Source organism: Streptomyces xinghaiensis S187 (genome assembly GCF_000220705.2).
Classification (GTDB): domain Bacteria; phylum Actinomycetota; class Actinomycetes; order Streptomycetales; family Streptomycetaceae; genus Streptomyces; species Streptomyces xinghaiensis.
The window spans coordinates 3594988-3615169 of the sequence record NZ_CP023202.1 but is presented as its reverse complement, the minus strand read 5'-3'; the positions used below and the strand labels follow the sequence as shown (position 1 = coordinate 3615169).

Genomic DNA, 20182 nt, shown 5'->3' with positions numbered 1-20182 from the left:
GGCCGGTCCCGCGCCCCCGCCCGCCCGGCGTCCCGCGTCCCGTGTGCCGCGTTCCGTTCCGACCGGCACGGGTGGCCGTGTCAGAGCGTGCGCAGGAGCAGGGCCGGCTGCTCTATGCAGTCGGCCACATGGCGCAGGAAGCCGCCGGCCGTGCCGCCGTCGCAGACCCGGTGGTCGAAGGTGAGCGACAGCTGCACCACCTGCCGCACGGCCAGCTCCCCCCGGTGCACCCAGGGTTTCGGGGCGATCCGGCCGACGCCGAGCATGGCCGCCTCCGGGTGGTTGATGATCGGTGTGGAGCCGTCGACGCCGAAGACGCCGTAGTTGTTGAGGGTGAAGGTGCCGCCGGTCAGTTCGGCGGGGGTGAGCCGGCCCGCGCGGGCGGCCTCCGTGAGCCGGGCGAACTCCTCCGAGAGCGCGGCGGCGCCGAGCGTGTGGGCGTCCCGGATCACCGGCACCATCAGGCCCCGGCCGGTCTGCGCCGCGAACCCCAGGTGCACGACCGGGAGCCGGACGACCTCGCGGGCCGCGGAGTCCACGGTCGAGTTCAGCTCCGGGTACTCGGCCAGGGCCGCCGTGCAGATCCGGGCCAGCAGCGCGGGCAGCGACACCTTGGGGCGCCCCGGGGTGTTCATCGCCGACCGCGCCGCCAGCAGTTCGGTGGCGTCGGCGTCGACCCAGGTCGTGGCGTCCGGGATCTCGCGCCGGCTGCGGGACAGCTTGTCGGCGACGGCCCCCCGGATGCCGCGCAGCGGGATCCGCTCGGAGCGCAGGCCCCGCCCGGCCGCCGCGGTCGCCGGTGGGGTCCCCGTACGGGCCGCGGAGGACGGCGGCTCCCCGCCGCCGGCGGCACCGGTCCCGGCCGTGCGCGGCTCCACGAGGGCCGGTGTCTCCGCGAGGGCCGGCGTCTCCGGTCCCGTGGCCGCAGCGACCGGGCCGGCTCCCGAGGCGGCCCGCCGCACCGCGCTCTCGACATCGGCGCGGAGGATCAGCCCCTCGGGGCCCGAGCCCGCCAACTGCCGCAGGTCGAGGCCGTGTTCCCGGGCCAGCCGCCTGACCAGCGGGGAGATGACGGCCACCGGCCCGTCCCGCCCGTCCGTCCCGGCAGCGCCTCCGCCCGCGCCGGGCGCACCGGCCGTGCCGGGGGCGGGGGCGGCGCCGCGCACCGGTCCGGCGGTGGTGCCGGGGCCGGTCTCCACCCCCGGCTCGCGGAAGCCCGTCCCGCCGTACCCGGTGCGGCCGGAGCCGCCCGCGGGGCGGGAGCCGTTCCGGGAACGGGTGTCCCCCATGGCCGCCGGGGCGCGGCCCGCGCCCGTGGTGCCGCGGGCGCCGGTCCCCGTGGCCGGGCGGACCCGGCGGCGGCGCGCGGGGGGCGCTCCGGTGCCGTAGCCGACGAGGACGTTGCCGGAGCCCTCACCGGCCGCCCCGTCCGTCGCCCCGTCCCCCGCCGCGGGCGCGCGGGAGCCCTCCGGCCCCTGCTCCCCGGAAGCGGCCGGGCCGCCGGAGCCCGCGTCGCCGCCCGCCGCGGATGCCGCTCCCACGGCGACCGTCAGCAGTGCCGCGCCGACCGGGAGTTCCGTGCCCTCCTCGCCGAAGCGGGCCGTGACCACCCCCGCGTAGGGGCAGGGGACCTCCACCATGGCCTTGGCCGTCTCCACCTCGACGACGGGCTGGTCGACGGCGACGACGTCGCCCACCTCCACCAGCCAGCGGACGATCTCCGCCTCGGTCAGCCCCTCGCCCAGATCGGGCAGCGCGAATTCACGGACGGCGGCCATCAGCGCGCCCCCTCGCGGCCGGTGAGGTCCGCCTCCCACTGGAGCCGGGCCACCGCGTCGAGGACACGGTCGACACCGGGCAGATGGTGCTTCTCCAGCATGGGCGGCGGATACGGGATGTCGAACCCGGTGACGCGGAGCACCGGGGCCTCCAGATGGTGGAAGCAGCGTTCGGTGACCCGGGCGGCGATCTCCGCGCCGGGGCCGGCGAATCCGGTGGCCTCGTGCACCACGACGGCCCGGCCGGTGCGGCGGACGGAGGCGGTCACCGTCTCGTCGTCGAACGGCACCAGGGAGCGCAGATCGACGACCTCCAGCTCCCAGCCCTCCTCGCGGGCCGCATCCGCCGCCTCCAGGCAGACGGGCACGGACGGGCCGTAGGAGATGAGCGTGGCCGAGCGGCCGGTACGGCGGACCGCCGCGCGGCCGATCGGGGCGACGGTCTCCGGGGACTCCGGGGACCAGTCGGCCTTGGACCAGTAGAGCCGCTTGGGCTCCAGGAAGACCACCGGGTCGTCGGAGGCGATGGCGGCGCGGAGCAGGCCGTAGGCGTCGGCGACCGTGGAGGGGGTGACGACGTGGAGACCGGGCGTCGCCATGTAGTAGGCCTCGGAGGAGTCACTGTGGTGCTCGACGCCGCCGATGCCGCCGCCGTACGGCACCCGCACCGTGATGGGCAGCGGCATGGCACCGCGCGTGCGGTTCCGCATCTTCGCCACATGGCTGAGCAGTTGTTCGAAAGCGGGATAGGCGAAGGCGTCGAACTGCATCTCGACGACCGGCCGCAGCCCGTACATCGCCATGCCGACGGCCGTGCCGAGGATGCCCGCCTCCGCCAGCGGGGTGTCGGCGCAGCGGTCGTCGCCGAACTCGGCGGCCAGCCCGTCGGTGATCCGGAAGACGCCGCCCAGCGGGCCGACGTCCTCACCGAGGACGTGCACCGCCGCGTCGGCGGCCATCGCGTCGCGCAGGGCGCGGTTGAGGGCCTGCGCCATGGTGGCGGGCCTGCGGGTGGTGGTGGCCGGCCTCTCGGCGGCCGGTGCGGTGGTCACCGGTGGTCCTCCCCCGTCTGCTCGGTCTGCTCCGTCTGGCCGGTCTGCTCGGTCCCGTCCGTCCGCTCCGTCTCCTCGGCGGCGTCCAGCTCGGCGCGCAACTGCTCGGCCTGCTCGCGCAGTTGCGAGGTGCGCCGGGCGTAGACGTGGGCGAAGAGGTCCATGGGGTCGGTCACCGGCTCCTCGTTCATCCGGGCCCGCAGGCCGGCGGCCATCTCCTCGGCCGCCTCCCGCGCGGCCGCCACGTCCGCGTCGCCGAGCTGCCCCGCCTCCCGCAACTCGCGTTCCAGCAGCGCTATCGGGTCGTGGCCGCGCCAGGTCTCGACCTCGTCCGCCTCCCGGTAGCGGGTGGCGTCGTCGGCGTTGGTGTGCGCCTCCATGCGGTAGGTGACGGCCTCGACGAGCGTGGGCCCGCCCCCGGAGCGGGCGCGCCGCACCGCCTCGTCCAGGACGGTGTGGACGGCGGCGGCGTCGTTGCCGTCGACCAGGCGGCCGGGGATGCCGTAGCCGACGCCCTTGTGCGCCAGGGAGGGCGCCGCGGTCTGCTTGGCGAGCGGTACGGAGATGGCGAAGCCGTTGTTCTGGACGAGGAAGACGACCGGGGCCCGCCAGACGGCAGCGAAGTTCAGCGCCTCGTGGAAGTCGCCCTCGCTGGTGCCGCCGTCGCCGACCATGGCGAGCGCCACGACGTCGTCCCCCTTGAGGCGGGCGGCGTGCGCCAGGCCAACGGCGTGCGGGAGCTGGGTGGCGAGCGGGGTGGAGAGCGGGGCCACCCGGTGCTCGCGGGGGTCGTAGCCGGTGTGCCAGTCGCCGCGCAGCAGGGTCAGGGCCCGGACCGGGTCGAGACCGCGGGACACGGCGGCGAGGGTGTCGCGGTAGCTGGGGAAGAGCCAGTCGCGCTCGGCCAGCACCTGCCCGGCGGCGACCTCGCACGCCTCCTGGCCGGTGCTGGACGGGTAGACGGCGAGCCGGCCCTGCCGGGTGAGGGCCGTGGCCTGCGTGTTGTAGCGGCGGCCGAGCACGAGGGCGGCGTAGAGGCGCTTCAGCAGCGCCGGGTCGGCGTCGCGGGCCGCGGGCGTGCCCAGCACGCGGAACGGCTCCTGGTCCGGCAGCAGGGGGGCGGGATCGGTGCGGGGCCGCCAGGCGGGCGGCGGGACCGGCCGGCGGGACGCGGCGGTCTGCTGCAGGACCGTCATGGACGAACACCTCCTGAACTGCCCCGGCGGGATGCGCCGGGGGGCGGGCGGCTTCGGGAGCGGAGCGGGGTGGACTCCACCTACCGATTGTTCGGTCCGTCGGCACAGTTTGGCTACAGGTGGCCCCAGCCTGTGGACAAACGGTTTTCCACACCGTGGGATGTGTACAGGACGTCCAAGAGGGGGTGGCGCAGGGAAATGCCGGCTGAACAGATGGCCGCCGATGACGAGCCCAGACCTCCCGCACGGCCGCTCGACTCCATCGACCGCGACATCCTGCAGATCCTGCGCGCGGACGGCCGTGCCTCCATACGGTCCGTCGCCGAGCAGGTGCACGTCTCGCGCGCCAACGCCTACGCCCGCATCAACCGCCTCATCGAGGACGGCGTGATCCGCGGCTTCAGCGCCCGGGTCGACCAGGAGCGGGCCGGCCAGGGCGCGTCCGCGTACATCACCCTCAAGATCGTGCAGAACTCCTGGCGCCGGGTCCGCGAACAGCTGCAGGAACTGCCGGGTGCTGCCCACATCGCCCTGGTCAGCGGGGACTTCGACGTGCTGCTGCTGGTGCACACCGAGGACAACCGGGCGCTGCGGGAGCTGGTACTCACGAAGATCCAGTCGATCCCGGAGGTGCTCAGCACCCGCACCCTGCTGGTCTTCGAGGAGACGGACCTGGGCCCGGAGCCGTGAGGGCCCGGCCGGTGCGCACCGTTCAGGAGGTGCGCAGACCGCCGAAGGCCAGCAGCACCACCGCGTCCGCGACCCGCTCGCGCTCGGCCGCCCCGCCGCCGTCCGGGCGGTACCACTCGGCGATGGAGTTGATCATGCCGAAGAGGAGGCGGGTGGCGAGCCGTGCGTCGACGTCCTCGCGCAGGTCGCCGTCCGCCGCCGCCTGCTTCAGCAGGGCCGCGACCCGCTGGTCGAACTCCCGGCGGCGTTCCATGGCCCAGCGCTCGGTGCCCGTGTTGCCGCGCACCCGCAGCAGCAGGGTGACGTAGGGGAGCTCCGCCATCAGCACCTCGGCGGTGCGCCGGGTCACGTGCTCCAGCCGCTCCACCGCCCGGCCCTCCCGGGCGCCCGGTTCGTCGAGCACGGCGAAGAGACCGTCCAGCGCCCGGCTTATGGCCAGCCGCAGCAGCTCCTCCTTGCCGCGCACATGGTGGTAGATCGACGACTTGGAGATCCCCGCGGCCCGCGAGAGGTGCTCCATGGAGGTGCCGTCGTAACCGCGCTCGTTGAACACCCCGACGGCGACCGCGAGGAGCGATTCGGGCGTGTAGGTGTCGCGCTTGGCCATGGTCACGATTCAAGCAGGTTCTGTCCGGCGGCGGCCCGGCGGAGCAGGTACGGGGACGGGGCGTAGCGGCCGGTGGGGTACACCCGGTGGAGGTTCAGCAGGACATCCCGCACCCAGCCGGCGCCCAGCGCGTCGCCCCACTCCAGCGGCCCCCGGGGGTAGTTGACGCCCAGCCGCAGGGCGGTGTCGGTGTCCTCGGCGCTCGCCACCCCGCGGCCCACCGCGTCAGCGGCGAAGTCCACGAGCAGGGCGACCGTGCGGGCGACGATCAGGCCGGGCACGTCACCGACCACGCCGACCTGCTTGCCCAGCGCCTGGAACAGCCCGATGGCCGCCGCGACCGCCTCCGGATCGGCCCGCTCGGAGGGGGCGAGCGCGATACGGGTCGCGGTGCGGTAGTCCAGCGCCAGGTCGAACTTGATGTACGTGCCGGCCTCGTCGGTGGTCGCCGGGGAGCCGTCGGTCAAGGCGAGCCGGGTGCCGCCGGGCAGGGCGATGAATCCGGCCCCGGCGCGGGCGGCCCCGCCGCGGGTGATCCCGATGCCGGCCTCCTCGATCAGCCCGGGCAGCGGCGCGGCCGGGCCGAGATCACCGTGGACCGTGACCTCGGCGGGGGCCTCGCACGGCGGCGCGGTGTGCGGGGCGGGCCGCTCGGCGTCCTCGCCGTACGCGTACCAGCCGCGGCCGGTCTTGCGGCCGTGCAGCCCGGACTGCACCAGCCGCCGCTGGGCGAGGGAGGGCGTGAACCTGGGGTCCCGGAAGAAGGACTCCCACACGGAGCGGGTGACGGCCTCGTTGACGTCCTGGCCGATGAGGTCGGTCAGTTCGAAGGGGCCCATCCGGAAGCCGCCGGACTCGCGCAGGACGGCGTCGACGGTGGCCGGGTCGGCGGCCCGCTCCTCGTACACCCGGAACGCCTCGGCGTAGAACGGGCGCGCGACCCGGTTCACGATGAAGCCGGGGGTGTCCGTGCAGCGCACCGGGGTCTTCCCCCAGGCGGCGGCCGTGGCGTACGCGCGGTCGGCCGCCGAGGCGTCGGTGGCGAAGCCGCTGACGACCTCGACGAGCGGCAGCAGCGGCGCCGGGTTGAAGAAGTGCAGTCCGAGGAAGCGGCCCGGCCGCCGCAGGGCGCCCGCCACGGCGGTGACGGAGAGCGAGGAGGTGTTGGTCGCCAGCAGGCAGTCGTCCGCGACGACCTCCTCCAGGGCCGTGAAGAGGCCCCGCTTGACCTCGGCGTCCTCGGCGACGGCCTCCACGACCAGTGCGGCGTCGGCGAGTTCGGCGATCCCGGCGGCGGGGGTGAGGCGGGCACGGGCCGCGTCGCGGCCGGCGGGCGTCATGCGCCCCTTCTCCACCAGCCGGCCGAGGCGCGCGGCGATGCCCTCTGCGGCCTCTGCGGCCCGCCCGGGTACGGCGTCGTACAGCCGGACGGGATGCCCGGCCACGAGGGCGACCTGGGCGATGCCGGCGCCCATGGTGCCGGTGCCGACGACGGCGACCGTGCGGTCGGTGCCGAGGGGGGCGGTGGCTTGGGCGGTCGCAGGGGCGGGGGCCGCGTCCCCGGAGGGCCGGACGGAGTCCGGCCGGGCCTTCCCACCCGGGGCCGGCGTCGGCTCGGCTGCGGTCATGCGCACATCCCTTTCACCCCGGGGACGAGGGGTTTCCGGAGTTTTCCACAGCCCCTTGTCCCGACCGATCGTTCGGTTACTCTAAAGCCGTTCCCGCATCCACGCCCCACCCGAGATCCCACCCGAGATCCCACCGCCCCCCGCGGAGCGCTCACGCGCGCCGTCATTCCGGCTCGACGAGGAGTTGGTCAGACATGGCCCCCCATCTCACCGCACACCAGCTCGCCGAGAGGCACCGCCCCACCCTCGACCGGGCCCTGGAGGCCATCCGGACGCGGGCGTACTGGTCGCCCCACCCGGAGCATCCGAAGGCCTACGGCGAGAACGCCGCCGAGGAGGGCAGGGCCGCCTTCGAGGCGCTGCTCGGCCGCCGCCTGGAGCTGGACCAGCCCGGCACCGACGCCTGGACGGGCGGCGAGGTCTCGCCGTACGGCACCGAGCTCGGCGTGGAGTACCCGCACCCTGACGCGGACGTGCTGCTGCCCGCCATGCGGGCCGGCATGGGCGACTGGCGGCGGGCCGGCGCGGAGACGCGCGCCCTGGTCTGTCTGGAGATCCTGGCCCGGATCAGCGCCCGCACCCACGAGTTCGCGCACGCCGTGATGCACACCTCCGGCCAGGCCTTCCTGATGGCCTTCCAAGCCGGCGGACCGCACGCCCAGGACCGGGGCCTGGAGGCGGTGGCGTACGCCTGCGCCGAGCAGACGCGGGTACCGGAGCGCGCGGAGTGGTCCAAGCCGCAGGGCAGGCGCGACCCCCTCGAACTGACCAAGACCTTCACGCCCGTGGCACGCGGCATCTCGCTGCTCATCGGCTGCAACACCTTCCCCACCTGGAACGGCTACCCCGGCCTCTTCGCCTCCCTGGCCACCGGCAACCCGGTTCTGGTCAAACCGCATCCGCGCGCCGTGCTGCCGCTCGCCCTGACCGTCGCGGCGGCCCGGGAGGTCCTGGCGGAGGCCGGCTTCGACCCCAACCTGGTGGCGCTGGCCGCGGAGCTGCCCGGGGAGGGCCTGGCGAAGACGCTGGCCACCCGGCCGGAGATCCGCATCATCGACTACACCGGCTCCTCCTCGTTCGGCGACTGGCTGGAGGAGAACGCCGTCCAGGCGCAGGTCTACACCGAGAAGGCCGGGGTCAACACGGTCGTCGTCGACTCGACCGGCGACTACCGCGGCATGCTGGCCAACCTCGCCTTCTCCCTCTCGCTCTACAGCGGCCAGATGTGCACCACCCCGCAGAACCTCCTCATCCCGCGCGAGGGCATCACCACGGACGCCGGCCCCAGGTCCTACGACGAGGTGGTGGCGGACCTGGCGGCCGCCGTGGACAAGCTCCTCGGTGACGACGCCCGGGCGAACGCCCTGCTCGGCGCCCTCGTCAACCCGCAGGTGGAGAAGCGCGTCGAGGAGGCCGGCGGACTGGGCGAGACCGCTCTCGCCTCCCGCGCGGTGGCCAACCCGGAGTTCCCGGGCGCCACGGTCCGCACCCCGGTCGTGGTCAAGCTCGACGGCGCCCGGAAACGGTGGGAGGGCGCCGGGGAGCGGCCGGCCTTCCTCGGCGAGTGCTTCGGCCCGGTGGCCTTCGCCGTCGCCGTGGATTCCACGGCCGACGGAATCGACCTGCTGCGCCGCACCGTCCGGGAGCACGGGGCGATGACCGTCGCCGCGTACACCACCTCCGAGGAGGTGGAACGGAAGGTGGAGGAGGTCTGCCTGGAGGAGTGCGCCCAGCTGTCGCTCAACCTGACCGGCGGGGTCTACGTCAACCAGACCGCGGCCTTCTCCGACTTCCACGGCTCCGGCGGAAACCCGGCCGCGAACGCCGCGCTGTGCGACGCGGCCTTCGTGGCGAACCGCTTCCGCACCGTCGAGGTGCGCCGGCCCGCCTGAGCGCGGAGTCCGGTGCCCCGGCCGGGCGCACCTGCCGCCGGAGTCCCGTGGCCCCGGCGGCAGCCGCGCCGCGGGCGGCCGTTCCCGCGCCGTCCGCGGTCCGCTCAGGTGGCGCGGAAACCGATCGTCGGGGTGGCCCGCCGGAGCGGCCAGTCGGCGGTGCCCGCGGGCAGCAGATCGGCGAGGAAGCGGTAGCGCCGCATCACCTCGTCGCTCTGCCCGCCGCACTTGATGGCGTACTGCCACCAGGCGGCGACCTCGGCCCAGCCGGGGGCGGAGAGCGATCCGCCGAAGTGCTGCACGGACAGCGCGGCGGTGAGATTGGCGAAGGAGAGCCGGTCGGCGAGCGGCCAGCCGGCCAGGGTGCCGGTGATGAAGCCCGCCATGAAGACATCGCCCGCGCCGGTCGGGTCGAGGGCGTCCACCCCGAGGGCCGGCACATCGGCGCTCTCCCCGGTGAGGCCGTCGACGGCGACCGCGCCCGCGGCCCCCTTGGTGACCACCGCGACGGGCACCAGCTCGGCCAGCGCCCGCACCGCGGCCTCGGGGCTGTCGGTGCGGGTGTAGTGCTGGGCCTCGGTGGCGTTGGGCAGGAAGGCGTGGCAGTGCGTCAGGTCCGCGAGGGTGTCCGGGTCCCAGACACCGCTTCCGTCCCAGCCCACATCGGCGAAGATCTTGCTGCCCTCGCCATGGGCCCGGCGCACCCAGTCGTCCAGCCGCCGGCCCGGGTCGAGCGAGGCCACACAGGCCAGGGAGCGCGGCCGTTCGGCGACGCTGACGCACGGGGTGGGCGCCTCGTGGCCGTGCGAGACCATCGTCCGCTCGCCCTCGTAGGCCATGGAGACGGTGACCGGCGAGTGCCAGCCCGGCGCGCGGTGGGAGGGCCCGAGGTCGATGCCCTCGCAGTCCGCGAGGCTCTCCCAGCAGTAGTCGCCGTAGACGTCGTCGCCGAAGGCCGCCGCCAGTGACGTCCGCAGCCCGAGCCGGCGCAGCGCGGTGGCCATGTTGGCCGCGCCGCCCGGGCTGGACCCCATGCCGCGCGCCCAGGTCTCGGTGCCCCGCACCGGGGCGTGGTCGAGCCCGGTGAAGACGATGTCGAGGAAGACGGTGCCGGTCAGGAAGACGTCCGTCACCGGGTCGTCCTCGCGCCGTACGGAGGCCAGCGGGTCCATCGGCGTCCGCGACGGCGCCGGATGGGCGGTTCCGGTGTTACTCAACGCATTCGTGCCTCTCTCGCTGGACCTGCTCTCACTGGGGCCGTCCGGTCCTGCCCGCCGGCCGGGCCGCGGCGTCCGGTGCCGTGGTGCACCGCACGGCGGAGGCCCGCCCGCGCACGAGGCGTACACGGGCGCGCCCGGCGGCGCGGCGAGGCGCCGTGCCGGGCGTCACGGACCCGAGGGGACCACCGGACAACCCTTAGTGTGACGGACACCTTGGGTAGGCGATGGGGAGGTTGTCCAGGCATGAGGCTGACCGTGCTGGGCGGAGGCGGTTTCCGCGTACCGCTGGTGTACCGGGCGCTGCTCGACGACAGCGGTGATCCGGCGGGCCGCTGCACCGAACTGGTCCTGTACGACACCGACCGCGGCCGTCTCGACGCCATCGGCGCCGTGCTCGCCCGCCAGGCCGCCCGCCGCGCCGGGGAAGGCCACGGCGGCCCCGCGCCCGCGGTCCGGCTCACCACGGAGCTGGACGACGCGCTGCGCGGCGCCGACTTCGTCTTCTCCGCGATCCGCGTCGGCGGACTGGAGGGCCGGGTGCGCGACGAGCGGATCCCGCTGGCCGAGGGGGTGCTGGGCCAGGAGACGGTGGGCGCGGGGGGCGTGCTCTACGGGCTGCGCACCCTGCCGGTGGCGGTACGCATCGCGGAACGGGTCGCCGCGGTCGCCCCGGACGCCTGGGTCATCAACTTCACCAACCCGGCGGGCATGGTCACCGAGGCCATGGGCCGCGTCTTCCGCGAACGCGGCCTGCCGGACCGGGTGATCGGCATCTGCGACTCCCCGGTGGGGTTGTGCCGGCGTGCCGCGCGCGCCCTGGGAGCCGACCCCGACCGCGCGGACTACGACTACGTCGGTCTCAACCATCTGGGCTGGCTGCGCCGGCTGACCGTGGACGGCCGCGATCTGCTGCCGGGTCTGCTCGGCGACCGCGCCGCGCTGGAGTCCTTCGAGGAGGGGAAGCTCTTCGGCGCCGACTGGCTGCGGGCCCTCGGCGCACTGCCCAACGAGTATCTGCACTACTACTACTTCAACCGGGAGACGGTGGCCTCCGTGACCGCCGCCGAGGCCACCCGGGGCGAGTTCCTCCACCGCCAGCAGGCCCGCTTCTACGCCGGCGAGGCCGCCGGCGGCGACGCCGCGGGGGATCCGTACGAGGCGTGGGAGCGCACCCGCCTCGAACGCGAGGAGACGTACATGGCCGAGAGCCGCGAGGCGACCGGCGGCTGGCAGCGCGACAGCTGCGACCTCGACGGCGGCGGCTACGACCGGGTGGCGCTGGCCCTGATGCGCGCGATCGCCCGCAACGAACGGACCAAGCTGATTCTCAACGTGCCGGGGCGCGGCGCGGTGCCGGCGCTCGACGCGGACGCCGTGGTGGAGGTCCCCTGCCTGGTGGACGCCGGGGGCGCGCGTCCGCTGGCCACCGGGGCGGTGGCACCGGACCAGCTCGGGCTGATGCTGACCCTCAAGGCCGTGGAGCGGTCGGCGATCGGGGCCGCGGAGAGCGGCTCGCGCGCCGCGGCCCTGCGGGCGCTGGCCCTCCACCCGCTGGTGGACTCGGTGCGGGTCGCGGAGCGGATCCTGGACGCGGCGGGCGGCTTCCGCGGCTGACCTCCCCGGAGGCCCGGCGGCGGGGAGGGGGCGCGGGGCCCGGGGAGGCGGAGCGGGGGGCGGGCCTCGCAGCCGCGTCATCGGCAAGCCGCGTCACCGCTTCACCACTTCGCCGCTTCACCGCGTCAACGAGGGGCGTCGGGCGTGCCCTCAGCCGAACACGTGCGTCTGAACCCAGGCGTGCATGGCGATGGCCGCGGCGGCGCCCGCGTTGATCGACCGGGTGGAGCCGAACTGCGCGATGGAGCAGACCATGGCGGCGTGCTTCCGCGCCTCCTCGGTGAGCCCCGGCCCCTCCTGTCCGAACAGCAGCACGCAGCGGCGCGGCAGGACGGTCGTCTCCAGCGGTACGGAGCCGGGCAGGTTGTCGATGCCGATGACGGGCAGGTCCTCGGCTGCGGCCCAGGCGGTGAGGTCCGCGGTGTCCGGGTGGTGCCGGACGTGCTGGTACCGGTCGGTGACCATGGCGCCCCGCCGGTTCCAGCGGCGCCGTCCGACGATGTGCACCTCCTTCGCCAGGAAGGCGTTGGCGGTGCGCACCACGGAGCCGATGTTGAAGTCGTGGGCCCAGTTCTCGACGGCGACGTGGAAGTCGTGGCGGCGGGTGTCCAGGTCGGCGACGATCGCCTCGCGCGTCCAGTAGCGGTACCGGTCGACGACGTTGCGGCGGTCGCCGTGCGCGAGCAGCTCCGGGTCCCAGCGGTCCCCGGCGGGCCACGGCCGCGGGTGCGGACCGACGCCGACGGCCCCGGGCGCGTAGCCCTCGTCGTACTGCACGGGTTCGGGTAGGGCTTCCCGGCCGGTCTCCCCCTCGGCTTCCCTCCCGGATTTCCGTACCGGCTCGCCCGGTGCCGCCGGTGGTTCCGTCCGGGAGGGGTTCTCGCTGCTCACCCGACGAGGGTACGGCGCCGCCGGTCCTCCGGGTCGCCGGCCGGCGGCTTCCCGGACGGGCCGTCCGTGCCGCCGCCGCGCCGCCGCGGGCCGGGCAGCAGCCGGTCGCGGGCCCGGCCGGTGATCCGTCCCGCGATCCGTCCGGTGGCCCGCAGGAAGCCGGTCGGCAGGAACACCGCGTCCGCCGCGATCATCGCCAGCGAGAAGAAGGGCAGTCCGAGGACGACCGAGATGGCGAAGTGCTCGGTCATCATCGCGGCCAGCAGGACGTTCTTGACCCGGCGGTTGAAGAGCGTGAACGGGAAGGCGACCTGGACGATCACCGTGCCGTAGGTGATGAGCATCACCATCACGCCGTTGGAACCGAGCGCCTCGGAGAGGGCGGGCCAGGGCGTGAAGTAGTCGAGGTGGAGCGGGTAGTGCAGCGCGGTGCCGTCCTGCCAGCGCGAGCCCTGCACCTTGTACCAGCCGGCCGTCGCGTAGATCAGGCAGACCTCGGCCATGATCACGAACAGGGCGGCGTTGTGGACGAGGTTGGCGGTCATGTCGAGGACGGCGCGGAGTTCGCCGCCGGGCACATACCGGTTCACCGCCCACCACAGGGCGTGCACCAGCCAGAGGCCCCAGAAGACCACCGCCCAGCCGGCGGACAGGCCCGGGAGGAGGGACGCCAGTGCGAGGACGAGGCCGAGCAGCGACCAGAGGACCACGCCGGTGACGTCCCGCGGGGCCCGGGGCGCCGCGGTCCGGGCGGCCGCGGTGGCCTCCCCCGCCTCCCGGGCCTCCCCGGCCGCTCCGGCCTCCCCGGCCGCCCCGGCCGCCCCGGCCTCATCGACCTCCGTCGCTTTCCCGCCCGCGAAGCCGCTCTCCCGCGCCCGCCTCCGCCGCCGCTCCCGGCGGGCGTCCAGCGACCAGACCCTGCCGCAGCGGGTCAGCACCAGGTAGATCGCCATGAGGTGGATGACGTTGTCCCCGCCGTCCCCCATGAACACACTGCGGTTCTGCAGCGACAGCACGCCCACCATGAACAGCACGGAGACCGTGCGGGTGCGCCAGCCGAGCAGCAGCAGCGCGCTCGCCGCCACGGACAGCAGGTACACCGTCTCGAACCACAGCCGCCCGTCGGACCACATGAGCACCGTGAAGGCGCCGTTGCCGTCGATCAGCTGCCGGGCCATGTCCCAGCTCCACGGCCCGTCCGGGCCGTACAGCTCCCGGCGGTGCGGCCACTCGCGGAGCAGGAAGACCAGCCAGGTGAAGGAGAAGCCGATCCGCACCACGGCGGACTGGTAGGGGCCGAGGGCACCGCCCGTGACATGGGTGATGCCGCGCGCGAGCGCGCCGGCGAGGCGGGAGACGCTCATGTGCCGCTCACCACCGCCGCCTGCCCGGGGCGGGCGCTGCCCGGTACGTCACCGGGGCCGACCGGCCACCACGGGAGTTCGCGGTGCACCGTGCCGCCGTCCTCCCGCCCGGCCGTCCCGTCCTCGCCGGGGGCCCAGGCGGGCGGGGCCACCGGAGTGGTGGCGGAACGCACCTGCACGCGGAGCACCTCGGTCCCGGCGGTCTCCGGACCGATCCGGGAGAGGACGATGCGCCGCAGATACTCCTCGGAGAGCGCGCCCCGCAGCCCGTTCGGCCGGTTCTCGTCGTCGTGCGAGCCGGTGAAGAAGTCCCAGGCGCGGCGGAGTTCGTTCTGGTGGACGTGGCTCGGGACGGGGTTGTGGCGGACGGCCTCCGCGTCGCGGGCGGTGAGGTTGGTCCAGCGGGTGACGGAGACGCCGCCGTCGGGCCCCATCACCTCCGCCCGGGCCTGCACGGCGATGTTCTGCTGAAGCGGGTTGGGGGCGAACAGCTTCCAGTTCTGCTCGAACTCCGGGTAAACGTAGGCGTCGATCGTTCCGCCGTGCCGGTCGGAGACCGTGTTCCCGGGGGCGACGTGCAGGAACACCATGGCCAGATGGACCAGGGCGGTCACCGTGACGCCCCCGAGGGCCACCGCGACGGCTATTCGCGCGGGCCACGACAGCGCTCCCACCCCGGCGTGCCCCGCCGCTCCCTGTTCGTGTGCGTCCATCGCGCCTCTCCCTGGCTTCCCCCCGGTCCCGGAGAACGGTACTCAGCGCGCTCCGGACCGGCACAGGCCCGTCAGGTTATCCACAGCCTTGACACCCCACAGCCCTCCCCGCACCATTGAACCGAACGATCGGTCGGTTGGTGGCCCGCGCGGGCCGGAGGACGGTGGCCCACTGGGGCCGGATGTCGGTGGCCGCTTGGGCCGGAGGACGGGAACGAGGGGTGGCATGACGGCGGCTGGGACGACAGCGGCGGCGCGGACCGGGGCGGCACCCGGCCCGGCGGCGCCCGCCGGGGGGACGGCGCCGGAGACGCCCGGCGCCGAGGCCGCGCGGGCGGTCTTCGAGGCGACGGTGGCGGCGGACGAGCGCGTCGAGCCCCGCGACTGGATGCCGGACGACTACCGCGCCACCCTCGTCCGGCAGATGGCGCAGCACGCCCACTCCGAGATCATCGGCATGCAGCCGGAGGCCAACTGGATCACCCGCGCCCCCTCGCTGCGCCGCAAGGCGATCCTGATGGCCAAGGTGCAGGACGAGGCCGGCCACGGCCTGTACCTCTACAGCGCCGCCGAGACGCTGGGCGTGAGCCGCGCGGAGCTGCTCGACAAGCTGCACAGCGGCCGCCAGCGGTACTCCTCCATCTTCAACTACCCCACCCTCACCTGGGCCGACGTCGGCGCGATCGGCTGGCTGGTGGACGGCGCGGCGATCACCAACCAGGTCCCGCTGTGCCGCTGTTCGTACGGGCCCTATGCCCGCGCGATGGTGCGGATCTGCAAGGAGGAGTCCTTCCACCAGCGCCAGGGGTACGAACTCCTGCTCGCCCTCAGCCGGGGCACCGAGGCCCAGCACGCGATGGCGCAGGACGCCGTCGACCGCTGGTGGTGGCCCTCCCTGATGATGTTCGGCCCCCCGGACGCCGAGTCCTCGCACAGCGACCGCTCGATGGCCTGGAAGATCAAGCGGCACTCCAACGACGAGCTGCGGCAGCGCTTCGTGGACATCTGCGTCCCGCAGGCGGAGTCCCTCGGCCTGACCCTCCCGGACCCGGAGCTCGCCTGGAACGAGCAGCGCGGGCACTACGACTTCGGTGCGATCGACTGGCAGGAGTTCCGCGAGGTCCTGCGCGGCAACGGCCCCTGCAACGACCAGCGGATCTCCCAGCGCCGCCGGGCGCACGAGGAGGGCGCCTGGGTGCGGGAGGCAGCGGCGGCGTACGCCGCCAGGCACCGCGCGGACGGGCGGGAGTCCGGCGAGCGGCGGGCCGGCGAGCAGAGCACCGGCAGGCAGAGCACCGGCGGGCCGCGGGCCGCCGCGCACGGAAAGGCGGACGCATGAGCCACGACGACTGGCCGCTGTGGGAGGTCTTCGTACGGAGCCGGCGCGGCCTCTCCCACACCCACGCCGGCAGCCTGCACGCCCCGGACGCCGAGATGGCCCTGCGCAACGCCCGCGACCTCTACACGCGGCGCGCCGAGGGCGTCTCGATCTGGGTGGTGCCGTCCGCCTCCGTCACCGCCTCCTCCCCGGACGAGAAGGACTCCTTCTTCGAGCCCTCCGCCGACAAGCCGTACCGGCACCCGACGTTCTACGAGATCCCCGAGGGGGTGCGGCATCTGTGAGCACGCCACCGAACGCCCCGGCGCCCCCGGGCGCACCCGCGGCGGGGAACCCTGCCGCCGGGCAGCCCCTCCGGCCCCTCACGGGGGCGCCCGCCGCGGCGGCCCTGGCCCTCGGCGACGACGCCCTCGTCCTCTCCCACCGGCTGGGGGAGTGGGCCGGGCACGCCCCCGTCCTGGAGGAGGAGGTCGCGCTCGCCAACATCGCGCTCGATCTGCTCGGCCAGGCCCGGCTGCTGCTCTCCCTCGCCGGTGACGAGGACGAGCTGGCCTTCCTCCGCGAGGAGCGCGCCTTCCGCAACACCCAGCTCGTGGAGCAGCCGAACGGCGATTTCGCCCGGACCATCGCCCGCCAGCTCTACTTCTCCGTGTACCAGGAGCTGCTGTACGGACGGCTGGCCGAGGGCGGCGGGCCGTTCGCGCCGATCGCGGCCAAGGCCGTCAAGGAGGTCGCCTACCACCGCGACCACGCCGAGCAGTGGACCCTCCGCCTCGGCGACGGCACGGAGGAGAGCCACCGCCGCATGGCGGCCGGTCTGACGGAGCTGTGGCGCTTCACCGGCGAGCTGTTCCAGCCGGTGGAGGGGCTCGGTCCCGACGCGGCCGCGACGGCGGAGCTGGAGGCGGAGTGGTCCGCCCGGATCACGGACGTGCTCCGGCGGGCGACGCTCCCCCTCCCGGAGGGCCCCCGGCACAGCGCCTGGACGGCCGGAGCCGGGCGGCAGGGCCTGCACACGGAGCCCTTCGGCCGGATGCTGGCCGAGATGCAGCATCTGCACCGCAGCCACCCCGGAGCGTCCTGGTGACCGCCACGGCGCTGGAGGAGCGGCTGCGCGAACTGGCCGGCTCCGTCCCCGACCCGGAGCTGCCGATGCTCTCGCTGGCCGAGCTGGGCGTCGTCCGCGGGCTCCGGCTGCTGGGGCCCGGCCGGGTCGAGGTCGAACTGACCCCCACCTACACCGGCTGCCCCGCGGTCGGCACGATGGCCGCGGACATCGAGCGGGTCCTCCAGGAGGACGGGATACCCGAGGTCACCGTCCGCACCGTCCTCTCCCCGCCCTGGACCACGGACGCCATCAGCGCGGAGGGGCGCCGGAAGCTCCAGGAGTCCGGCATCGCGCCGCCCCGCCCCGGCGGGCCCGCCGCGGCCGGCGGACCGGTGCCCGTGGAGCTGTCCCTGCGCTGCCCCAACTGCGGCTCGACCGACACGACCCTGCTGAGCCGCTTCTCCTCGACGGCGTGCAAGGCGCTGCGCCGCTGTGACGCCTGCCGCGAACCCTTCGACCACTTCAAGGAGTTGTAGATGACCGCGGCTGCCCGTCACGGCGCGTTCCATCCGCTGCGCGTGGCCGCGGTCGACCGGCTGACCGACGACTCGGTCACCGTCACCTTCGCCGTGCCACCCGAGCTCCGTCCGGCGTTCCGCCACCGCCCCGGGCAGCACCTGACCCTGCGGACCCGGTTCGACGGCGCGGAGATCCGCCGCACCTACTCGATCTGCGCCCCGGTGACCGGCCCGGACGGCCCCGGCACCCTGCGCGTGGGCATCCGGCTGGTGGAGGGCGGAGCCTTCTCCACCTACGCCCTCAAGGAACTCTCCGCCGGGGACATCCTGGAGGTGATGACCCCGGCCGGCCGGTTCGTCCTCGACCCGCGCCCCGGGACGTACGCCGCCGTGGTCGGCGGCAGCGGCATCACGCCCGTGCTGTCCATCGCCGCGACCCTGCTCGCGCGGGAACCGGAGGCCCGCTTCTGCCTCGTCCGCAGCGACCGGACCACGGCCTCGGCGATGTTCCTGGAGGAGCTGGCGGACCTCAAGGACCGCCATCCGCAACGGTTCCAGCTCGTGCAGACCTTCTCCCGGGAGCAGCAGCAGACCGGTCCGGCCTCCGGCCGGCTCGACGCGGAGCGGCTGACGGCCCTCCTTCCGGCGCTGCTGCCCGTGGACCGTGTCGACGGATGGTTCCTCTGCGGCCCGTACGGGCTGGTCGAGGGCGCCTCCCGGGCCCTGCGCGGACTCGGTGTCCGGCGCGGCCGTGTGCACCAGGAGATCTTCCATGTGGACAGCACGGACGGCACGGACGGCGTGGACGGCACGAACGGCACCGTGACCGCCGGGCAGGGAGTGGCCGCGGCCGCCGCGGCCGCCGCGGCGGCGCCGGGCCCCGAGGAGAGCACGCTGGCCGTGACCCTCGACGGCCGCTCCGGCGACTGGCCGGTCCGCAGCGGCGAATCCCTGCTGGAGACGGTGCTGCGCAACCGTTCGGACGCCCCCTACGCCTGCAAGGGCGGCGTCTGCGGCACCTGCCGGGCCCTGCTGGTCTCGGGGGAGGTGCGGATGGACCGCAACTTCGCCCTGGAACCGGACGAGCTCGACGCCGGCTATGTGCTGGCCTGCCAGTCGCACCCCGCGACGGAACGGGTGGCCCTGGACTTCGACCGCTGACCAGCCGCCGCGGCAGGGCCCGGGCAGGGGCTGCGGCCTACGGGGTCCGGCGCCGGGGCCGCCCAGAGAGCCCGGGGACGCGACCGGGCCGGTGCCGGGCTCCGCGCCCGGCGGCCGGCCCGGGTTCCGGGGCGGCGCCTCAGATCACGCGGGGCTGCCCGTCACCGTCACCGGTCAGGGGCCGTCCGGCCGCCTCCCACTCCAGCATGCCGCCGTCCACGTTCACCGCGTCCACCCCCTGGGCGAGGAGGTACTGCGTCACCCGGGCCGACCGGCCGCCGACGCGGCACACCACGTACACCCGGTCCGCCTCCGCCGCCGCCTCGGTCACCTCCCCGATGCGCGCGGGGATCAGGCCCATCGGAATGTGCAGCGCGCCCTCCGCGTGCCCGGCGGCCCACTCGTCGTCCTCACGGACGTCCAGCAGGAAGCCGTCCTGCGGTACGGACGCGGCGTCCACCGCGGGCACCTGGGCGAAGTGCATGATCAGCCTTTCGTCGAACCTTCGGACCTGTGAACCACCGGGCCGTTTCGAGCACCGGCACCCGAACCGTCCGGCGCGCTACTCGGCGGCCAGCTTCGCCAGCGCGGCCTCCCGCTCGGAGACCTGTGCCAGCAACTGCTCGGCGATCTCCTCCAGCAGCTTGTCCGGATCATCGGGGGCCATCTTCAGCATCTGCCCGATGGCGCTCGACTCCAGCTCCGCGGCGAGACCGGACAGCATCTCCTTCCGCTGGGCGAGCCATTCCAGCCGCGCGTACAGCTCCTCGCTCCGGTCCAGCGTGCGCTCCGCGGGCGGCGGGCCGGACTCCCACTCCTCGGTGAGCTTCCGCAGCGCCTCCTCGTCCCCGATGGAATACGCGGCGTTGACCCGGACGATGAACTCGTCCCGGCGCCGCCGTTCGGCGTCGTCCCGGGCGAGGTCCGGGTGTGCCCTGCGCACCAGCTCGCGGTAGATCCGCCGGGCCTCCTCGCTCGGCCGCACCCGGGTGGGCGGCCGCACTGGCTTCTCGTTGAGCATGGCCGCGGCCTCCGGCGGGATGCCCTCGGAGTCGATCCAGCCGTGGAACAGCTCCTCCACCCCGGGCATCGGCTGCACCAGGCCGCGCAGTTCCTCCGCCCGGCGCACGTCCTCCGGCTTGCCCGTGCGCGCCGCGACCGCCTCCGCGATCAGCGCGTCCAGCTCGTCCAGCCGGGAATACATCGGGCCGAGCCGCTGGTGGTGCAGCCGGGAGAAGTTCTCCACCTCGATACGGAAGGTCTCCACGGCGATCTCGAACTCGATCAGTGCCTGCTCCGCCGCGAGCACCGCCCGCTCCAGGCGCTGGGTGGCCGCCCGTTCGGCCTCGCGCTGCTCGGGCGTGGGCTCGGTCTGCTCGGCTTCCGGATTCGTCACCGGTACAGCCTACGAGCAACGCCGGTGCGTGGGACCCGCGGCCGCCCGCGTTCCGCGGCCGTCCCCGCCCGGCGT

Annotated in this window: 19 protein-coding genes; 8 read left to right on the top strand and 11 right to left on the bottom strand. The window is 74.7% G+C overall.

The window, feature by feature from the left end:
* Window positions 1-80: 80 nt before the first annotated feature.
* From SXIN_RS15520 to pdhA, 3 genes are read right to left on the bottom strand one after another with little or no spacing between them, the layout of a single operon-like run.
* The gene (locus SXIN_RS15520) at window positions 81-1778 is read right to left on the bottom strand and encodes a dihydrolipoamide acetyltransferase family protein (RefSeq protein WP_095757116.1); all 1698 of its coding nucleotides are present in this window, start codon (window positions 1776-1778) and stop codon (window positions 81-83) included.
* The gene (locus SXIN_RS15515; protein ID WP_050930669.1) at window positions 1778-2773 is read right to left on the bottom strand and encodes an alpha-ketoacid dehydrogenase subunit beta; all 996 of its coding nucleotides are present in this window, start codon (window positions 2771-2773) and stop codon (window positions 1778-1780) included. Before SXIN_RS15515 ends, SXIN_RS15520 begins: the two co-directional genes overlap by 1 nt.
* Before the next feature lie 53 nt (window positions 2774-2826).
* Window positions 2827-4026: a pyruvate dehydrogenase (acetyl-transferring) E1 component subunit alpha gene (gene pdhA, locus SXIN_RS15510; protein WP_019707322.1), complete on the bottom strand. Its 1200-nt coding sequence runs from the start codon at window positions 4024-4026 to the stop codon at window positions 2827-2829.
* Between the two features lie 198 nt (window positions 4027-4224).
* On the opposite strand from pdhA, the gene SXIN_RS15505 reads away from it, so the two are divergent.
* Window positions 4225-4716, top strand: a complete 492-nt coding sequence (locus tag SXIN_RS15505; protein ID WP_039820320.1) for an Lrp/AsnC family transcriptional regulator — start codon at window positions 4225-4227, stop codon at window positions 4714-4716.
* Window positions 4717-4738: 22 nt separating this feature from the next.
* Here the strand turns inward: SXIN_RS15505 and SXIN_RS15500 are convergent, their stop codons facing one another.
* Both SXIN_RS15500 and SXIN_RS15495 read right to left on the bottom strand, forming a co-directional pair.
* Window positions 4739-5329 (bottom strand): TetR/AcrR family transcriptional regulator, encoded by a 591-nt coding sequence (locus SXIN_RS15500; protein ID WP_019707324.1) that lies wholly within the window; start codon window positions 5327-5329, stop codon window positions 4739-4741.
* Window positions 5326-6951, bottom strand: coding sequence for a 3-hydroxyacyl-CoA dehydrogenase (locus SXIN_RS15495; RefSeq protein ID WP_095757115.1), 1626 nt, complete (start codon window positions 6949-6951; stop codon window positions 5326-5328). The genes SXIN_RS15500 and SXIN_RS15495 overlap by 4 nt, the downstream gene beginning before the upstream one ends.
* A gap of 194 nt (window positions 6952-7145) precedes the next feature.
* Here SXIN_RS15495 and paaN point away from each other — a divergent pair, with 194 nt between their 5' ends.
* Entirely contained in the window at window positions 7146-8843 is a 1698-nt protein-coding gene (gene paaN / locus SXIN_RS15490) for a phenylacetic acid degradation protein PaaN (protein WP_019707326.1), read from the top strand.
* 104 nt (window positions 8844-8947) lie between these two features.
* On the opposite strand, the gene SXIN_RS15485 is transcribed toward paaN, so the two are convergent.
* Entirely contained in the window at window positions 8948-10015 is a 1068-nt protein-coding gene (locus SXIN_RS15485) for a carbohydrate kinase family protein (protein WP_019707327.1), read from the bottom strand.
* Window positions 10016-10306: 291 nt separating this feature from the next.
* Here SXIN_RS15485 and SXIN_RS15480 point away from each other — a divergent pair, with 291 nt between their 5' ends.
* Window positions 10307-11677, top strand: coding sequence for a 6-phospho-beta-glucosidase (locus tag SXIN_RS15480; protein ID WP_095757114.1), 1371 nt, complete (start codon window positions 10307-10309; stop codon window positions 11675-11677).
* A 150-nt stretch (window positions 11678-11827) separates the two neighbouring features.
* Here SXIN_RS15480 and SXIN_RS15475 read toward each other — a convergent pair whose 3' ends face one another.
* From SXIN_RS15475 to SXIN_RS15465, 3 genes are all read right to left on the bottom strand, one after another.
* Entirely contained in the window at window positions 11828-12454 is a 627-nt protein-coding gene (locus tag SXIN_RS15475; RefSeq protein WP_019706523.1) for a TrmH family RNA methyltransferase, read from the bottom strand.
* A 110-nt stretch (window positions 12455-12564) separates the two neighbouring features.
* Window positions 12565-13932 carry an HTTM domain-containing protein gene (locus tag SXIN_RS15470; RefSeq protein ID WP_095757113.1) on the bottom strand — a complete coding sequence of 456 codons (1368 nt, stop codon included), beginning with the start codon at window positions 13930-13932 and terminating at the stop codon, window positions 12565-12567.
* Complete coding sequence (locus SXIN_RS15465) at window positions 13929-14645, bottom strand: DUF5819 family protein (protein ID WP_019706078.1); 717 nt, start codon at window positions 14643-14645, stop codon at window positions 13929-13931. Before SXIN_RS15465 ends, SXIN_RS15470 begins: the two co-directional genes overlap by 4 nt.
* A gap of 226 nt (window positions 14646-14871) precedes the next feature.
* On the opposite strand from SXIN_RS15465, the gene paaA reads away from it, so the two are divergent.
* The 5 genes from paaA to SXIN_RS15440 are packed head-to-tail and all read left to right on the top strand — an operon-like array spanning window position 14872 to window position 18711.
* Window positions 14872-15984 (top strand): 1,2-phenylacetyl-CoA epoxidase subunit PaaA, encoded by a 1113-nt coding sequence (paaA, locus tag SXIN_RS15460; RefSeq protein ID WP_238153772.1) that lies wholly within the window; start codon window positions 14872-14874, stop codon window positions 15982-15984.
* The gene (gene paaB, locus SXIN_RS15455) at window positions 15981-16268 is read left to right on the top strand and encodes a 1,2-phenylacetyl-CoA epoxidase subunit PaaB (RefSeq protein ID WP_019707329.1); all 288 of its coding nucleotides are present in this window, start codon (window positions 15981-15983) and stop codon (window positions 16266-16268) included. The genes paaA and paaB overlap by 4 nt, the downstream gene beginning before the upstream one ends.
* Window positions 16265-17071: a 1,2-phenylacetyl-CoA epoxidase subunit PaaC gene (gene paaC, locus SXIN_RS15450; RefSeq protein WP_019707330.1), complete on the top strand. Its 807-nt coding sequence runs from the start codon at window positions 16265-16267 to the stop codon at window positions 17069-17071. Before paaB ends, paaC begins: the two co-directional genes overlap by 4 nt.
* Window positions 17065-17568 carry a 1,2-phenylacetyl-CoA epoxidase subunit PaaD gene (gene paaD, locus SXIN_RS15445; protein WP_039820328.1) on the top strand — a complete coding sequence of 168 codons (504 nt, stop codon included), beginning with the start codon at window positions 17065-17067 and terminating at the stop codon, window positions 17566-17568. The genes paaC and paaD overlap by 7 nt, the downstream gene beginning before the upstream one ends.
* Window positions 17569-18711: a 2Fe-2S iron-sulfur cluster-binding protein gene (locus SXIN_RS15440; RefSeq protein ID WP_019707332.1), complete on the top strand. Its 1143-nt coding sequence runs from the start codon at window positions 17569-17571 to the stop codon at window positions 18709-18711.
* 139 nt (window positions 18712-18850) lie between these two features.
* Here the strand turns inward: SXIN_RS15440 and SXIN_RS15435 are convergent, their stop codons facing one another.
* Both SXIN_RS15435 and SXIN_RS15430 read right to left on the bottom strand, forming a co-directional pair.
* Window positions 18851-19195: a rhodanese-like domain-containing protein gene (locus SXIN_RS15435; RefSeq protein ID WP_019707333.1), complete on the bottom strand. Its 345-nt coding sequence runs from the start codon at window positions 19193-19195 to the stop codon at window positions 18851-18853.
* Between the two features lie 78 nt (window positions 19196-19273).
* Window positions 19274-20107: a hypothetical protein gene (locus SXIN_RS15430; RefSeq protein WP_019707334.1), complete on the bottom strand. Its 834-nt coding sequence runs from the start codon at window positions 20105-20107 to the stop codon at window positions 19274-19276.
* Window positions 20108-20182: the final 75 nt, after the last annotated feature.

Excerpts from the sequence above, each read along its gene's own strand:
- SXIN_RS15465 (WP_019706078.1), bottom strand. The coding sequence starts at position 14,645 with ATGGACGCACACGAACAGGGAGCGGCGGGGCACGCCGGGGTGGGAGCG.
- paaB (WP_019707329.1), top strand. The coding sequence starts at position 15,981 with ATGAGCCACGACGACTGGCCGCTGTGGGAGGTCTTCGTACGGAGCCGG.
- SXIN_RS15485 (WP_019707327.1), bottom strand. The coding sequence starts at position 10,015 with ATGGACCCGCTGGCCTCCGTACGGCGCGAGGACGACCCGGTGACGGAC.
- SXIN_RS15480 (WP_095757114.1), top strand. The coding sequence starts at position 10,307 with ATGAGGCTGACCGTGCTGGGCGGAGGCGGTTTCCGCGTACCGCTGGTG.
- SXIN_RS15440 (WP_019707332.1), top strand. The coding sequence starts at position 17,569 with ATGACCGCGGCTGCCCGTCACGGCGCGTTCCATCCGCTGCGCGTGGCC.
- SXIN_RS15505 (WP_039820320.1), top strand. The coding sequence starts at position 4,225 with ATGCCGGCTGAACAGATGGCCGCCGATGACGAGCCCAGACCTCCCGCA.
- SXIN_RS15435 (WP_019707333.1), bottom strand. The coding sequence starts at position 19,195 with ATGCACTTCGCCCAGGTGCCCGCGGTGGACGCCGCGTCCGTACCGCAG.
- SXIN_RS15495 (WP_095757115.1), bottom strand. The coding sequence starts at position 6,951 with ATGACCGCAGCCGAGCCGACGCCGGCCCCGGGTGGGAAGGCCCGGCCG.
- paaA (WP_238153772.1), top strand. The coding sequence starts at position 14,872 with ATGACGGCGGCTGGGACGACAGCGGCGGCGCGGACCGGGGCGGCACCC.
- SXIN_RS15520 (WP_095757116.1), bottom strand. The coding sequence starts at position 1,778 with ATGGCCGCCGTCCGTGAATTCGCGCTGCCCGATCTGGGCGAGGGGCTG.
- SXIN_RS15470 (WP_095757113.1), bottom strand. The coding sequence starts at position 13,932 with ATGAGCGTCTCCCGCCTCGCCGGCGCGCTCGCGCGCGGCATCACCCAT.
- pdhA (WP_019707322.1), bottom strand. The coding sequence starts at position 4,026 with ATGACGGTCCTGCAGCAGACCGCCGCGTCCCGCCGGCCGGTCCCGCCG.
- paaN (WP_019707326.1), top strand. The coding sequence starts at position 7,146 with ATGGCCCCCCATCTCACCGCACACCAGCTCGCCGAGAGGCACCGCCCC.
- SXIN_RS15515 (WP_050930669.1), bottom strand. The coding sequence starts at position 2,773 with ATGGCGCAGGCCCTCAACCGCGCCCTGCGCGACGCGATGGCCGCCGAC.